Here is a 16826-nt window from a genome sequence, read left to right on the forward strand (position 1 = left end):
TTTTTTATGCTGAAATTGTAAGTTGGAAAGCGTTGGCTATCAGGACTAATTCAAATGCACTTTGTGATTTGATAATTGCCGGCGAACCAGGCTCCACCGCCGACGGGAGACGGGCAGGGTTTCGCCGGTCGACAAATGAACCAGACCGCCGGTTTCCGTGCGTTCGAGCCGTTCGACAAATTTGCGGTTAACGACGCAGTTGCGGTGTAACCGAATAAATAATTCGGTTGGCAGTTTAGGCGAGTAATATTTTAACGTGCGGGGCATGAGCATGCGCCGACCATCCACCCAGTTTAGCCAGCTGTAATTGGCCAGAGCCTGTAAATAGACCAGATCATCGACCGAAAAAACCTGGCGGCCTGATTCGCGTAGATAAAGCTTAAGTGGTGGCCATTCAGTTGGCGCGGTGCGGACTGGGAGAGAGAAGTAAGTCATGAGCAATTTTTGTAGTTGGTTCAGTAATGATGATACAATACTAACCAGCAGGTTTGCTCTGGACTTGTTCATTCGTAACAAGCACTATAAAATTTGTAACATGACGTATTTATTACAGAGCTAAGGGTATATATGTCACTTTAACCAATATATATAGGCCTAATTATGGGTATTGTTATAGTATAAACTACCAGGAGACAATATTATAAAAGTAGCCTGAGAAAGCAATTTAGACGACTACGTGGCGGTTTTTCTCAATGTATTCGGAAGGAGTCAGATGGTATTGCTCTTTGAATACCTTCGAGAAATAGGCGGGTGTATCGAAGCCAACCCGGTCGGCCACTTCAGATACGGAGGCACCCGTCAGCAGGAGTTCGGCGGCCCGCTTCAACCGAATGATCCGGATCAGTTCGTTGGGCGTCAACCCCGTCATCGCTTTTAGTTTTCGGTTCAGGTGCATGCGGCTCATACCAATAGCCAGCGCCAGCGGTTCAACGCCGAACGTCTGGTCATCGAGACGCGCTTCAAGAACCGAATAAACCCGGTTCATAAATTCATCCTCCGGAGCCTGACTGGCTAATGGAAGATGGCCTTCCCGCAGAAACTGCGTTCGGTAGAACTGCCGGATGCGTTGCTGGTATTCGATCCGGTTGCGAACACGACCCCGCAACTCCTCTACCTGGAATGGTTTGGCTATATAATCATCAGCCCCGACCGACAGCCCTTCCAGCCGGCTTTCCGTGTTCACCTTTGCTGTCAATAGGATGATCGGGATGTGGTTGGTAATAGGATTTGTTTTTAGCTGGCGACAGAGTTCATAACCATCCAGTTCAGGCATGAGTACATCGCTGATAATCAGGTCAGGAACAATCGAGATAGCTGCGCTTACGCCAACCTGGCCATTATTCACCCGCTGGATGCGCCATTCTGTCTGCAGGATACTGACCACAAACTCGGCAATATCGTTGTCATCCTCTACCAGCAGAATCCGTGGGGCATTTTCATTGTCTGACGTCGGTCCGCCAGCTAGTTGCCCGTCGGGTGAAGCCGACAACGAGTCGCCTGTAGAAGTACCCGAAGAAACGTCGGCATGCGCCTGCTGGAGCGGCAATGTTACGGTAAACGTGGTTCCTTTGGCGCGGGTGCTTTCAGCCGTAATCGTTCCCTGCATGATCTCAACCAGTTCTTTGACCAGCGCAAGGCCAATTCCCGAACCACTGGCCGAACTGTCGGCCGGGGCGGTAGCCTGGTAAAACCGATCGAACACGTGCGGCAGATTGTGGTCGGGAATACCCGTGCCCGTGTTGTGTACGGTCAGTCGGAAAAGGTCGATCGGGTTTGCCGTCAGAGCGGTTGAAATAATCGGTTCAGCGTCGGTCGATACCGTAATAGACCCTTTCTCATCGGTGAACTTCAGTGCATTCGACAGCAGATTGGTCAGTATTTTTTCAATCTTGTCGGCGTCGAACCAATAACTCGATGAGTTCAGGCGATTGCTTATCTGCACCTGAATCTGCTTGCGCTGCATTTCCTCGGAAAAGACCATGACCGTCCGCTGGATAAACTCGGAGAGATCGGCTGGAGAAGTGGTAATCGGCAGGCTGCCCGCTTCCAGCTTTGCCAGGTCGAGCAGTTCGTTGATCAGCCGTAAGAGCCGGTTGGCATTACGGTATACAATAGCCAGCCGGCCATGAAAAGGGGAATCTTTGGCTTCTGTTAATATTTGTTCTAATGGGCTGATAATCAGTGTTAATGGGGTGCGTAACTCGTGGGTTATGTTGGAGAAAAAACGTGTTTTTACTCCGTCGAGATGCTTTAGCTGAAGCGTTTCCTGTTCCTGAAGCGCCAGCTGATTCTTTTGGTGCAGCCGCCGAATCCGTACCCGAAGGTATACCACCAGCACGCCCAGCAAGAGCAGAGCATACGCAAAATACGCCCACCAGGTTGCCCACCAGGGGGGCGTAATGGTAATTTTTAACTGATGAACGTACGGACTCCACCGTCCCGACGTATTCGACGCATTGACGATAAACGTATAGGTTTGAGGGGGCAGGTTCGTATAGGTAGCGGTGGCCTGATTTCCGCTGTAAATCCAGTCCATATCCAGCCCCAGGAGTTTATACCGGTATTGATTCTTACGACTCTGATTGAATTCAAGGGCAGCAAAATCGATGGATATGAAGTTCTGCTGGTGCGTCAGGATGATTTCCTGCGTCTCGTTGATATCTCGGCGAATCGGCGAATCGGGTGTCGTAACCGTCACCAACTGGTTGTTGATCCGGAGCCCGGTCAGAGCGGCTTTCGGTTGAAACTTGTCTTCCTGAATAAGCCGTGGATCGAAAATCGTATAGCCATTGATGCCTCCGAAGATCAATCGACCATCTGGCAGGGCCACGTCATGATGTAAAATAAACTCATCGCTGGGCAACCCATCCTCGGCCGTGTAATTTCTGACTTCGTACGAACGGGTATCGAACTGGCAGAGCCCCCGGTTTGTGCTGAGCCAAAGGTGGCCCTGCCGATCAGGACGGATAGCGTAGATGACGTTGTTCGATAGCCCCTGCTTCATGGTAAACTGCTGAATCTCACCCGTTAGCTTGTCGAGTCGGCACAGGCCCCGCCCGAACGTGCCAATCCAGAGGTGATTATATCGAATGGGGTCCTGAGCCAGGCATAACAGGGCTTCGTCGGGTAATGATTGCGAACCACTGCCACCGCCCTGCCAGTGGATCAGGCGTTGGGTCGACAGATCGGCCCGTAACAAGCCGTGATTTTTGGTCGCCAGATATACCCGCCCGCCGTCGACAATCATGGCCTGAATGACGTAGGGATTATTGACCGGCAGCGGTAACGGAAAGGCTATAAAGGTGCGCAAGCCCGGATTGTAACGGACCACTGCCCGATTATGCGGAGCCAGCAGCCCCCAAATGTCTCCCTGATTACCTACGGTAAGCGTGGTCAGACGAAACCCTTCTCCCGGCGGCAACCAACGCGCTTCTATCCCTCTCGGCGGAATCTCCAGAAAAGTGTGCAGGCCAGCGTCGTACCGATAGGGAGGTGTAGTTAAGGTGCTGATCCAAAGGGAATTAGTGCGATCGAATTGATTGTGTACTTTAAGGTCCGGCTGATTGCGAATAGCGGGTGGTATAGCTTCGAGCGGAATGTTGTATTGCTGCGTCAGCCAGTCATTTTCGAAAGATCTGGCATAAGGCCAGGTCTGAAAGATCTGCTTATTCAAGTCATATTTTATGACACCGTCGCCATTCAGACCCATCCAGAGAACATTGGTTCGGTCGATCAGCAGCGACAGCGGAGCGAATTTTGTGAGTTTGGCGTAAACAGAACTATTCGCTGGCAGGGTAGACACTAATCCACCCTGATCGGTATATCGACTTTGATTGACATAGTCGATGCCGTGGGCATCGCGGGCAAATAGCGGAATGGCCGCAGCGTTATCCGGCAGGGGAACTACCTTCCGAATGCGTTCTTCGGCCGGATCGAAGATGGCAAACCGCCCCGGAAAACCCAGCATCAGCTCACCATTTGCCCGCTCATGCAGGCTGAAAACGTCATTCTGTGGCAAACCCTGCGCCAGGCGGAAGCCAGTAAATTTACCGGAAGCCAGATCATAGCTGAACAGCCCGTCACGGGCCGCCATCCAGAGCCGGTTTTGTCGGTCGAGCAGCAAGGCATGGAAAACCCGCTGAACTGTATCGCCATGCATCTCCCAAAAACGGTGCGACACCGTTCCGTTGGCATTCAGTCGGAAAAAGCCATTGATCTGCGTGGCAACCCATACATTCCCCGATCGATCCGGGTAAATACCCGTAATCTGGTCGCGGCCGAGCGCCTGACGGAAGAAGCGGGTGTTAGAAACTTTTTTTGCCTGTTCCGTAACAGGATCGAAACAATCAATCGTGTTATTTTCCGTACGAACCCAGATCAGCCCCCGGTTGTCTTCCCGAATCTCGTTGATGCTGCTGAAGGAGAGCGATGTTTTCTGTTGTGGATCGTGCGTATAAATACGAAACCGAATCCCGTCGTAGCGACAAAGGCCATCGCGCGTGGAAAGCCAGATAAAACCCCGCCGATCCTGAAGCATCGAATTGACGAACCCCTGAGGAAGCCCATTCCGTACGGAAAGGTATTCAGGTTCGGGCGTACTCGCAGCCGCCGGAATTACCCAGCCGAGTAACCCCACAAGGTACAAGCAAGAAAACCAACCGGTAATTCGATGCATAAGCCAGGCGGACCAAATCCTGATCCAGCTCATAAATAGCCACAAAAGGGAAGTTAAATTCGCCCACTTTCCTGAATTTATCAATTTTACGGTAGTATTTTTTTGAAAAAAGTGAAAATTTCGCTTTTTGATTTGCTTCATCTTCTGCCAACAATCATGCGTCTGCGCCTGGAAACCCGTGTTCAACAAGCCCTGCCAACGGTCTGGACTGGTTTTAACCGATCTTTATTCGAACACCTCAACCCACCGTTTCCGCCGGTCAGGGTTCTTCGTTTCGATGGTTGCCTGCCGGGTGACGTGGTGCACATCCGACTTAATTTTTTTTTGTTTCGGCAGGATTGGGTCAGTCAAATCATCGACCAGCGAAGTACCCCCGACGAAATTTATTTTATTGACCAGGGTACCCGGTTGCCGTTCTTTCTGACGGCCTGGCACCATTGTCACCGCCTGCTGCGGACACCCACTGATGCCGGGCCAGGGCAAACGCTTATTGTCGATGAGATAAATTTCCAAACGCCGTTTTGGCTACCCGCCTTTCTACTCTACCCGATATTGTGGGCTCAGTTTGTTTATCGACGACCCATTTACCGACGAATTTTTGGCCATCCGTAGCTGGGCTGGTTACCATGAATATACCTAGTTTTAGTAACTAATGTTACATTTATACAGAATAATAGTAAATGTAAAGAGTCAATTTTAGTATATTAGTTAATACTGCTCAGCCACGTGGCCTGAGCACGCCGAATGACGCTTTCTCAACTGCCCGGAATCTTATTATATTTGTTCAATACCGTATTACTCCTACTGCATGAAACTTCCCAATCTGACGACACGTATTTTTCTGGGCATGGTGCTTGGCATCGCAATTGGTTATTTTTTCCCGGCAACTACTTCCGGCTTCTCGGGGACCGATCTGAACATTCTGTCCAAAATTTTCCTGCGGCTCATCAAAATGATTATCGGGCCGCTCGTATTTTCCACTCTGGTCGTCGGTATTGCAAAGCTTGGTGATTTTGGTACGGTAGGGCGAATCGGGCTGAAAACGCTGGCCTACTTTTATTTTGCCACGATTCTGTCGCTGGTAGTCGGTTTGCTGGTGGTAAACATCCTTAAGCCGGGTGAAATCATGAGTTTGCCGCTGCCCACCAAAGGCACCGATGTAGGCGTGGAAGCGAAGAAACTGACTTTCGAAACGTTTATTACTCACATCGTTCCGACGAGTTTTATCGAAGCGCTGGCCACCAACGAAATTCTTCAGATCGTCGTCTTCAGCATCTTTTTCGGCGTGGCTGTCGGGTCGGTAGGCGCACAGGGGAAAATCATGATCAAAGCCCTCGACGCTCTCTCACACATCATGTTCAAGATCACCAGTTATGTAATGGCCTTTGCGCCGTTCGGGGTGCTGGGGGCTATTGCGGCCGTTGTTGCGCAGCAGGGTCTGGGGATTCTGTCGGGCTATCTCTACCTGATTTTGTGCTTCTTTGGCGGGCTTCTGTTCTTTATTTTCGTGGTTCTGGCGGCTATTTGTGTGGTAGTTGGAGTGCCGTATATCGCTCTGCTGAAGGAAATTCGCTCGGCCGTGATTCTGTCGTTCAGCACTGCCAGTTCAGAAGCATCATTTCCGCAGACCATCGAGGCATTGCGCCGGTTCGGTTGTTCAGAACGAATCATTTCCTTTGTGCTGCCACTGGGGTATTCGTTCAACCTCGACGGGTCGATGCTATACATGACCTTCGCAACGGCCTTCATTGCGCAGGCGTATCACGTTCCGCTTTCGGTCGAGCAGCAGATTACCATGATGCTCACGCTGATGATCACATCCAAGGGTATTGCGGGCGTACCGCGGGCATCGCTGGTAGTCATTGCCGGTACCATGTCGCTGTTCAACCTGCCCATCGAAGGGCTGGCGCTTCTTCTGGGTATCGATCAGGTACTCGACATGGGCCGTTCGGCAACGAGCGTGGCCGGGAACGCCGTTGCCACCTGTGTCATATCGAAATGGGAGGGTGAGTTCCGGACGCAACCGGTTGAACCGGACGAGGTTACCGTTTAATAAACCGTTGGCTGTTTCGCCGGGAATTTGTTGTTGTTCTGTTTCGATTTCGTAGGTTCGGGATGTATTTATTGTTTGTTTCATCCTAAACCTTTACGATTTTGGAACCCACCTATATGCCCGTAAGTACGTATGTTAAAGCAACCCCTTTACAGCGATTTGTTGCCGCTTTTATCGATGGTATAGTCGGTAATTTAGCCTTCTGGCTACTTTGGATGGTTTCGTATCGTCTGTCGACCATTGGCTACGTTATTGCCATCGGCTATTTACTTACGAAAGATGCTCTGCCAGCCGTGGGTGATTTTCTGGGTGGGCAAAGTGTCGGGAAAAAACTAATGGGAATTCGGGTAATCAAAGAGTCTACGGGAGCCAGTCTGCTGGGTGATTATGGAACCGCCATTACGCGCCAGATTCCGCTGTTGATCCCATTGCTGAACCTGGTCGATGCGTTGATGGTATTCAGTTCGGATGGTAAGCGCTTCGGTGATAAATGGGCTAACACGATTGTCGTAAAAGCCTGAAACAAGACCTTACAGCACGTATAAAAAGGCCACGATCCAGACGGGTTGTGGCCTTTTTATAACCGTTTGTATGGCCGATTAGCGGTTCATCCCTAACTTGTTGCCGGTATGCCGCCAACCTGCGTAGCTTAACGCCCGATTATCCAGTCGATGGCTGAACCTGAACTACATGAATATTCTTGAAACCCACCACATTGTCAAACAGTACGCCGAACACCGGGCCCTCGACGACGTAAGCCTGGCTGTACCGCAGGGCTGTATTTTCGGTCTGTTAGGCCCCAACGGAGCCGGGAAAACCTCGCTTATCCGGATTATCAACCAGATTACCGCACCCGATTCGGGCGAAGTGCTGCTGGGGGGCGAACACCTGAATCCGAATCACATCAAACGGATCGGATACCTGCCCGAAGAACGGGGCCTTTACAAGAAAATGAAAGTGGGCGAGCAGTTGCTGTATCTGGCTCAGCTCAAAGGCCTGACCGAAAAGCAGGCGATGGAAAAGCTGAAAATCTGGTTCGTCAAGTTCGATATTAAAACCTGGTGGAACAAGCAGATTCAGGATCTGTCTAAGGGAATGCAGCAGAAAGTGCAGTTCGTCGCTACGGTCATGCACGAACCCGACCTGATCATTCTGGATGAGCCTTTCTCCGGCTTCGACCCCATCAATGCCAACCTGATCAAAGACGAAATTCTGGAACTGCGCGATAAAGGGAAGACCATTATTTTCTCGACCCACCGCATGGAATCGGTGGAAGAACTCTGCGATTATATCGCGCTCATCAACCGCTCGCATAAAGTGCTCGATGGGCCCAAGCGAGCCATCAAAGAGCAGTTCAAAACCCATACGTACCACGTCGAGTACCAGGGTACGCTTGAGAACCTGCTGCCCGCTTTTGAGGTGCTGTACACGCGCTCGACGGACGATGGTTTTCTGCGTACCGATATCCGGATTCCACCCGATGCGGCAGTTAATGATCTCATTCGCCACCTGCTCGACCAGGTCGACGTTCGGTCATTCGGGGAGAATATTCCGAGCATGAACGATATTTTTATTCAGACGGTGGGCGAAGTGCCAACAACGTAGTGCCGACCGGTGGAGTCGGTTGTATTTGTCTCATACGCAGTTTGTCTGCTTGTTCTTTGGCGGGTTCCTGTCCAGTCTCGTCCCACTTTTTCCCGCCGGCCAGGACGGTCGGCTCTATTCTATGAATACCATTTTACTCATCATCAGGCGGGAATACCTGGTCCGGGTTCGGAAGAAGTCGTTCATTATCATGACGATTCTCGGACCGGTGCTGATTTTTGGTTTCTACGCCATTATCGGCTGGGCGGCTGTCAGCTCGATCAACCAGAAGAAAATTGTCGTTGTCGACGAGAGCGGGCGCTTTGCTGGTAAGTTCAAAAACGACGATGAAACCCTGTATTCGTTCCCGAAAGAATCGCTGGCGGAAGCAAAAAAAACCTTTGTCAAGCAGGGCTACAATGCGCTGGTCTTTATTCCAAAAGACGTTATCGAATACCCCAAGACCGTGCAGATTTTCGCTGAGAAAAGCGTCAGCCTGGCCCTGCAAAGCAACATTGAGCGGGCCATCTCGAAAGAAATCGAGACCATCAAACTCGAACAGGCGGGCATTACCCAACGAATTATTGAGGATGCTAAAGTAAACGTCGACGCTCAGACCATCAGCATGAGCGAAACCGGCGAAAAAAGTAGCAACGGTATTGCTACGACCATCATCAGCGGATTCTGTGCACTGCTCATCTACATTTCTGTGCTCATCTACGGCACTCAGGTCATGCGGGGCGTAATGGAAGAAAAAACCAACCGGATCGTAGAGGTCATTATCTCGTCGGTAAAACCATTTCAGCTGATGCTCGGAAAAATCATCGGGGTGGCCCTGGTTGGACTGACCCAATTTATGCTCTGGATTGTTCTGACGGTAGGTCTGATTACCATTGGATCGAGTGTGCTGGGGCAGAAAGAAGCGGCTAAATCAGCTATGACATCACGCATGAACGGAATGCCGGGTGGGGTAGAGGTGCAGTCGAAGATGGCGACGGCGAAAAACCCCGTTGCCGACGTGATGAGCGCCATCGAAACGCTGCCAATTTCGCTGATCGTCGCCTGTTTTCTATTCTATTTTCTGGGGGGATATCTACTCTATAGCGCGTTGTTCGGGGCTGTTGGCGCGGCCGTCGACAGCGAGACCGAGACCCAGCAGTTTATGTTTCCGATCATGATGCCCATCATTGCGGCCATCGCCTTTGCGCAGATTGCCGTTCGGGACCCCGATGGACCACTGGCCTTCTGGACGTCCATGATTCCATTTACCTCACCGGTGGTCATGATGGTTCGGGTACCCTTTGGCGTGCCAGGCTGGCAACTGGCGCTCTCGATGCTGCTCCTGGTAATAGGCTTTGTTGGAACGACCTGGATTGCTGCCCGGATTTACCGCGTCGGAATTCTGATGTACGGCAAGAAAGTGTCCTTCCGGGAGTTGTCGAAATGGGTGTTCTATAAAGGGTAGGGGTTAGGGGCAAGGGTGAAGGGAAACAACTAGGAGTGAACGAAGCGGGGCGTTAAGCGCCGGAGAATCCAGCGGGGCAACGGTTCGCCCGCTTCATATTGCCTCAAGATTTCCCGCTCCCGCTTTCGACTGTAGCGGATGCGCCGGACCAGGCCAATACCAGCCGGCACCAGGCCTATACCAGCACCAGCGATAAGGGTCGGGACAACCGTATTTTTTTCGGCCCCTGACCGAATGGTAGAAACCAGCGTTGTCGCCAGAAAGGCCGTGCCCGCGCCGACCAGGGAGGCCGATAAACCGATGCCCAGATAAGTTCTGGAAGCAGTCCGTTTGGCCCCGAATAAGCGATGAATGGCCTGAATGGTATCAGGTTTCGAATAAGCAGATTGAGCTCTGCATTCGCTCTGTGCGATAAAAACCAATACCAGCAGGCCGACGATTAACTTCATACCCTGGCCCGATTAAAAACCTATGTCGATGACCAGCGGCTGAAGCAGCCACTGGCGGGTCGTGAGGTTGTAAATGCCCCGAAAACCCGCTTCGAAGGAGGTGCGCAGGCGCAGGGTGTTGAATACAAACGATACATCGAGTCCTGTGGTCTGAAACGAACGGTGCTGAGTTTGGTAGCCCAGTAACCGGTTGGCACCATCGCGGACTTCGGCAAGGCTTTTGCCATCGGCCTGATCATAAAACCCGGCTGCTTTGATCCGCTGGACATACAGTAAACGACCCAGTGACCAGTGTAGGTCGGCTATCGGAAGCCGATATTCGACACTGCCCGTCTGTAATTGATCCTCGCTGACGTAGTTCTGGCCGCGCGGATAAAAGATGAGCGCACTAAACTGATAATTTCCCTGCGCCTGCTCCTGATATCCGGCACGGAGCCGTAATGAGTGATGCTTCGCCAGACCGGGGAAAAACAGATTAGCCTGTATGCCCCACTGCTCAGCGGTCAATTGTCCACCAAAAGGAGTATTTCGAAAGTTGGCTGAAAGGGTTTGCCCCCAGCGGGGCGCTACGTCGCGCTTGCTTTGCCGTAACAATCGGGAATAGCTGAATCCATACGTCATCACATTCAACGAACCACGACCGCCCACATCCGTTATGTACCGAAAAGGCAGATCATACCCAGTGACGTGCTGGTAACTATAATAGCCCGAGAGATTGATGGCCTGGGCATATTTGGAGTTTGTCAGCTGAAACGGCAAACGAACTCCTGCCGTCAGCTGGCTATACTGCCAACGGTCGGTACGCAGGCTGTCGAACGGAGTGGCTCTGTCGATATACAGGGAAGTTTTTCGATTGCCGTACTGAAAGCTAAGGTCGAAAACCGGAAAAAGCCCCTGGTAGCTTAGCAGCGCATAGGCATTCCCGACCTGTTCCGACTGGTTATACATGTAGCCGACGCTGACCTGCGTCGTGTTCAGCAAATCCTGCGAATTCAACCCGACGGACAGCGCCTGACCCGTGCTGCTGATGGTTGGTCCCCAACTGTATACATTGATGGCATGGGCTAAACGGCGGAACCGGGCAGGCCTGTAAGGAGTAATGGTCAGGGAATCGGTCAGCAGAATCTGCCGGCCCCGGGCCGCCCCCGGTTCCAGCCGGGCCAGCGGGCCAAAGTAGCGCAGAGGCTGCTCCCGAACGGGTTCTGTTACGGGTTTCCAACCGGATGGATCGAGCGGCATGTCGGCAACGCGGTATCCACCGGCCGTAAACTCCTCAACCGCAAGCCGGGAGCCCGACGGCGAAACCGCTGCATGATAAGCGGCCAATGGGCGTGAGGTAACCTGCAACACCTGCCTCGACTGGATGTCGACGGCATACACATTGTCGATTCCCGACCGGGGCGAGTTGTAAAGAACATACTTTCCCCAGGGTTGCGGATGGCTGATGTTTTCATTCACCCGCGGCAGTAAGTCTGTCCGAATGCCCGTTTCGGTATTGATCTGCTGGATCGTTTTCTGCTCGTCTTTCAGGGCGACGACAAACAGGGTTTTACTGTCCTCGTACCAGCGTGGGTGCTGAAAAAACGAATTGTCGGGGTTGCTAATTTCGGTTAGCTGGTTTCCGGTTCGGGCGTCGAGGATCAAAAGCCGGATTTTATAGCGATCCGTGTTTTCGACAACCGCCAGCTTCGTATTGTCAGGAGATAGAGAGGCTACCGTGTAGCGGGCGCGGTGTGTCAGGCGGGTTAGCTTCCCGGTCTTAAGGTCGAGCAACCGGATGTTGGAATAAATACGGGAACCCCAGCGCGGATCGTAGCCGTACTCGATCCAGCAGGCTTTCGTGGCCGTTGCCGACAGCAGATCCGGGTCATTCGGGAAACCCTGTACGAAAATGGTTTTTTCGGGACTGCCTTTTTTCAGGATCACCAGCCGGGGCGTGTCGCCCAGGCCACTTTTTACGCACAATACCGTAGAATCGGTCAGAAACTGCGGGTGCTGGTAATTGGTGAAGACAGGCCGTTGGGTGTGCTGCTTTTCGGCCCGAACCGGAAAGTAGGTTACCGGAGTGAGCGTCAGGCTCTGTTGCTGTTTCTGCCACATCTCGGTGATATCAGCCATCGCCCGGTGGTACAGATCGTCCGTCCGTAACTGAGTCGTGTCTTTGATGCTGGCAGAAAAAGCAAACGGCCACGGAAACCGGCGGTAGTTGCGGTCGAGAACCCGGCTCCAGACGTCGGGGCCGTAAGTACGCTTCAGGTAAGTGGTCAAAAAATACCCCAGCACGTAATGATCCGGAACGTTGTCGCGATAGGACCCACAAACCGCTTTGGCATAATCGAACTGTCGTCCCGATAAAAGATTGGCTCGCATGCCCAGATCGAAATTCGGAATACGACCACGGCCACTGGCACTCAGCAGGGTTTCGTTACTGACTGCGTCGCCCTCGGCAAACCAGTCGGGTACAGTCAGTAGCGGAAACCCCAGGCCAACGTTTCCCAGCAGCGTATGTAACACCCGTCCGTACCCCTGCAAGGCTTTGTCGTTCTGCACAACGTGCCGGTATTCGTGTACTGCCAGCAGATCGAGCCAGTTAAACGTTCCCAGCAAACCCGGATCCTGGGGCATGACCGCGAAAAACTCCGAATGGCGTGGATACAGTGTGACAAACCCATTGCTGTTGGTGGTTTGGTTCTGTAGCAGAACTGAAATCTGCCGGGGCTGTTTTTCGAGCGAGGCACTGGCCGGCTCGTATAGGCTTTCGAGTCGGTTGGCGGTGCGTTGCGCGGTTGAGTCGAATCCCTGCGGGTAAAGCACCCGAAAATGCGGAGTGGTCAGTCGGTACCAGCGAAGGCTCGCCGGGTTTTGGCTCAGGATGGGCAGTGATTGGGCCATCGCTGCGCCAACCATAAACAGCGACAAGGCGGTGAGTAAATGTCTTCGTAACATGCGGTATCAATGATACGAAGTTTTACGCAAAAAATGGTCGCTCCGTTGAGTGATGGAAACTACTTACGTGTCAGTCTGTATGTGCTCACACGTCCGGGTAAAATCTTGTCGGGCCTGAAAAGTTACTTTGCTACAGAATGCGGTCTTAGCTACAGTTGTTTCATTTTCTAACCCAATTCATTCAATGAGCCTAGCCGTAAGTGAACTAAAAGGAAGTACCGAAGTCCTGGTCAATGCCCTGAAAAACCAGGGGATAACCCAAAGTGATGCGCTTCTGGAAGCAGCCCGAAACCCCGCCGACCGCAAGAAACTGGCCGCCCTGGTAGACGCCGACGTACACGTCATTCTGGATTTGGCGAATCGCGCCGATCTGGCTCGTATTGCTGGAATCGGTGGCGTCTACAGTGATCTGCTGGAAGAAGCAGGCGTCGATACGGTCAAAGAACTGGCCCGGCGATCGCCCGAAAATTTGCATGCCAAAATCCTGGAAATCAACGTTGAAAAGCAACTCACCCAGCGCCCGCCTACGGTCGAGCAACTGACTGATTTTATCGAGCAGGCTAAAAACCTACCCGCCGGACTTGAGTACTGATGGAGTACCGCCCGTTCTGGTTGGGTGAAAAACCTGTTTCAGGCACACCCGGCCAGGACGGCCGATCCGCCATCAGACGTACTTCAGAATGAATTTGATCAGTTTCTGGACCCGGTCCGTATAAGGCGGGTAAATGAATTTCATCGTACCAAAGTCGCGCTGCATCACCCCGCGCGGGTTAGAGAATTCCTGGAACCCGAAGTGCCCGTTCGATTTGCCCAACCCGCTGTTATTGACTCCACCGAAGGGCAATTCGACATTGCCAAAGTGAACCATCGTTTCGTTGATGACGGTACCACCCGCCGATGTCCGGTCGAGAATGTATTGAGTGTGCTGTGCATTGCGGCTATGAATGTACAGAGCCAGTGGTTTTTCGCGCTGATTTACAACGGAAAGCGCATCGTCCAGGAGCGTGTATGTCAGAATCGGTAAGATCGGACCGAAAATTTCTTCCTGCATCACCCGCATCTCGTCGGTCACGTTGTCCAGCACCGTCGGCTCCACAAAATTCTGCCCGGCGTCCATCTGCCCGCCAATGGCTACCGTTGCGCCTTTGGCAACGGCATCGGATACCAATCCCCTAACCCGTTCGAAATGCTGGTTATTCACGATGCGGGCATAACTAGTAGAGTCTGCGATGGATCGGCTGTCGGGACCGTACATGCTTGATAGCGCAGCGCGAAATGCCTGTAGGAACGGTTGTTTGATCGACTCATGAACCAGCAGGTAATCGGGGGCAATGCAGGTTTGTCCGTTGTTGAGATATTTCCCCCAGGCCAGTTGCTCGGCTGCCTGCGTCACGTTGGCCGACGCATCCACGATAGCGGGCGATTTTCCCCCTAATTCCAGCGTAACGGAGGCCAGATGCTTCGCGGCTGCCATCATCACCTGCCGCCCGACGGCCGGGCTGCCCGTAAAAAAAATATGGTTGAAGGGTAGTTCCAGCAGCGCCCGGGCAGTGCTGGCATCGCCCTCCACCACTGCGACTTCGTTGGTGGGGAACAGCTCGGCAATCATCCGGCTCACCAGGTGAGCGGTATGCGGAGTCAGCTCCGATGGTTTCAGGATCACGACGTTGCCCGCAGCCAGAGCCGATACCAGCGGACGTACGAGCAGGACGAACGGGTAATTCCAGGGAGCCATGATCAGCACATTCCCCTTGGGTTCGTGGCGTATGTAGCTTTTCGTTCCTGTCAGAGCCAGCGCGGTAGGCAACCGCTGGGGTTTCATCCATTGGCTGAGGTAACGGACCGTATGCCTGATTTCGGCCAGAAGCGGCATTAGTTCCCCCACCATTACTTCGGCGGCTGGTTTCCGAAAATCGTCGTAGAGCGCCTGTTGAATAGCCGTCTCGTTCGCCGAAATCCAGTTTTGCAATCGCCTGATCTGGTCTACACGCTGCTGGGCAGTTGTCAGCGCCATCTGGGGAGCGTACTGACGCTGACTATCAAAAATTGCCTGCATATCCTGTGAAACGGCTGCATCTGCGAAGTGAGAACGAACGGAGGTACTCATAGAAGCTAGTTTATTCAGGTAAAAGTACAAAAAATGCGTGAATCCATGGGTGTTGGCATTTAAACCGTGAATCGTCTATCTTAGCTGAAACTTTACAAACCCACTACCGGATGACACTCGTCAGTGATAACATCCGCTACCTGCGTAAGCTGAACGGTCTGACACAGGAGCAGTTTTCCCGTAAGATAAACATAAAGCGTTCGTTGTTAGGGGCCTACGAAGAGGGGCGCGCCAACCCGAACCAGCAAAATATTCAGGCTATTGCCAAAGCGTTCAACACGACGGTCGAACTGCTTACTCGTCAGGATTTGCGCAAATTACGCGAAACACCCAGTCTGAGTATTCCGCTTGGGCAGTCGAACAAGGTGTCGGATGCGTACGGTAGCCGAACCGAACGGCATATCGACAGCGGGCCGTCGATTCGATCGGATGGCAAGCTGACCACAGATGACGACCCTTTTCAACACCCTGATTTCCCGGACATATTTGCTCAACCCGCCGATCCTGTGCCTGAACCTCAGCCCCTTTCGTCGGTGCTGAATAAATACTACAGAACCCAGGAGGAAGTGCGCCGTAGTGCCGAAACGCCCCTGCCGCCCGTCATTACCTCGCCAGTCCGGCCGGGGCAGGAGCGCCCGCAACCAAGTTCGTTTCCACCCGACGCCGGATCGATCGAACGGTCGTCGGTCGACCGACTGTTTGGTGGAGCGTCGGATGCCCGTCCGGTAACCCCGACACCACCTAAGCGTCAGCCCGAATCGCTCACCTTCAACAACGTGTACGAAGAACCGACCCCGTCGGTTCGGGTCAACCCGGTGGCACAATCGACAGCTCCAGCGATCCCGGTAGTGATGCAGCATCAGTTTACCGAATATAGCCAGCGGCATCAGCAGCCCGATTTCCTGAACCGGCTACCGGCGATGCAACTGCCGACCTTGTCCGAAGGGCATTACCGGGCCTTCGAAGCCGGGGATGATTTTTCATTTCCTGGGGCCTTACTCGTCGGGAAATTTGTGCGTAACTGGTTCGACATTGCCGATGGCAAACTGTATATATTATTGCTCCAGTCGCAACGACCCGACGGGTCAGGTATCTGGTGCCGCCGGGTCTACAATCAGGTGAAAGTGAAAGGCATACTGTTGCTGACCGCCGATCGGCCGGAGGTTCCTAACCGCGAAGTTCCGCTGAAGGAAGTCGTGGAAGTCTGGGAAATCTGCGCGTTTATGAGCCAGCAATTGCCCCCGCCCGTTGCCAATACCGATCGGTTACGGCAATTGGTCGACGAGCTTCGGTTCGAGATCGAACGCATATAAATCTATACCTACCAACTGGCAGTAGCTAATCGTCGGCTGGTGCACTTACCGGAAAGCGCGTAGTGGGCCGGTAGGAATACAAAAAGGTTAATATCCTGACAATGAAATAATTGTGAGATGGGTATTTGTTGGTGTTCGGTATCGACCCGTGTTCGCTCCTTTCTTTTTTGGATGAAGGCATTGAAAACGGCCCCCTTTTTTCCTGAGGCCGAAGCCTCGTCTCGTGTTTTGAAT

The 16826-nt window shown here is 52.6% G+C and carries 12 protein-coding genes; 7 read left to right on the forward strand and 5 right to left on the reverse strand.

Translation table 11 applies throughout. The features are described from left to right. Positions 1–45: 45 nt before the first annotated feature. The gene (locus ACYVC2_RS05020) at positions 46–435 is read right to left on the reverse strand and encodes a LytR/AlgR family response regulator transcription factor (protein ID WP_461101201.1); all 390 of its coding nucleotides are present in this window, start codon (positions 433–435) and stop codon (positions 46–48) included. Between the two features lie 229 nt (positions 436–664). After that, positions 665–4675, reverse strand: coding sequence for a hybrid sensor histidine kinase/response regulator transcription factor (locus ACYVC2_RS05025; RefSeq protein ID WP_461101202.1), 4011 nt, complete (start codon positions 4673–4675; stop codon positions 665–667). A 156-nt stretch (positions 4676–4831) separates the two neighbouring features. On the opposite strand from ACYVC2_RS05025, the gene ACYVC2_RS05030 reads away from it, so the two are divergent. From ACYVC2_RS05030 to ACYVC2_RS05050, 5 genes are all read left to right on the forward strand, one after another. Continuing rightward, complete coding sequence (locus tag ACYVC2_RS05030) at positions 4832–5287, forward strand: SRPBCC family protein (protein ID WP_461101203.1); 456 nt, start codon at positions 4832–4834, stop codon at positions 5285–5287. 196 nt (positions 5288–5483) lie between these two features. Next, positions 5484–6728, forward strand: a complete 1245-nt coding sequence (locus ACYVC2_RS05035) for a dicarboxylate/amino acid:cation symporter (RefSeq protein WP_461101204.1) — start codon at positions 5484–5486, stop codon at positions 6726–6728. A gap of 101 nt (positions 6729–6829) precedes the next feature. Then, entirely contained in the window at positions 6830–7249 is a 420-nt protein-coding gene (locus ACYVC2_RS05040) for an RDD family protein (protein WP_461101205.1), read from the forward strand. Between the two features lie 169 nt (positions 7250–7418). Next, positions 7419–8333, forward strand: coding sequence for an ABC transporter ATP-binding protein (locus tag ACYVC2_RS05045; protein ID WP_461101206.1), 915 nt, complete (start codon positions 7419–7421; stop codon positions 8331–8333). Between the two features lie 121 nt (positions 8334–8454). Beyond that, positions 8455–9777 (forward strand): ABC transporter permease, encoded by a 1323-nt coding sequence (locus ACYVC2_RS05050; RefSeq protein WP_461101207.1) that lies wholly within the window; start codon positions 8455–8457, stop codon positions 9775–9777. A 29-nt stretch (positions 9778–9806) separates the two neighbouring features. On the opposite strand, the gene ACYVC2_RS05055 is transcribed toward ACYVC2_RS05050, so the two are convergent. Next, positions 9807–10226 (reverse strand): hypothetical protein, encoded by a 420-nt coding sequence (locus tag ACYVC2_RS05055; RefSeq protein ID WP_461101208.1) that lies wholly within the window; start codon positions 10224–10226, stop codon positions 9807–9809. 12 nt (positions 10227–10238) lie between these two features. Beyond that, positions 10239–13172 (reverse strand): TolB family protein, encoded by a 2934-nt coding sequence (locus ACYVC2_RS05060; RefSeq protein WP_461101209.1) that lies wholly within the window; start codon positions 13170–13172, stop codon positions 10239–10241. Between the two features lie 184 nt (positions 13173–13356). On the opposite strand from ACYVC2_RS05060, the gene ACYVC2_RS05065 reads away from it, so the two are divergent. Beyond that, a complete protein-coding gene (locus ACYVC2_RS05065; RefSeq protein WP_461101210.1) occupies positions 13357–13764 on the forward strand; it encodes a DUF4332 domain-containing protein in 408 nt (135 codons plus the stop codon). Positions 13765–13836: 72 nt separating this feature from the next. Here the strand turns inward: ACYVC2_RS05065 and ACYVC2_RS05070 are convergent, their stop codons facing one another. Then, positions 13837–15279: an aldehyde dehydrogenase family protein gene (locus tag ACYVC2_RS05070; RefSeq protein WP_461101211.1), complete on the reverse strand. Its 1443-nt coding sequence runs from the start codon at positions 15277–15279 to the stop codon at positions 13837–13839. Positions 15280–15389: 110 nt separating this feature from the next. Between ACYVC2_RS05070 and ACYVC2_RS05075 the strand changes: the two genes are divergently transcribed. Then, entirely contained in the window at positions 15390–16592 is a 1203-nt protein-coding gene (locus ACYVC2_RS05075; protein WP_461101212.1) for a helix-turn-helix domain-containing protein, read from the forward strand. The last annotated feature ends 234 nt before the right edge of the window (positions 16593–16826 follow it).

It is taken from the genome of Spirosoma koreense (genome assembly GCF_054777875.1).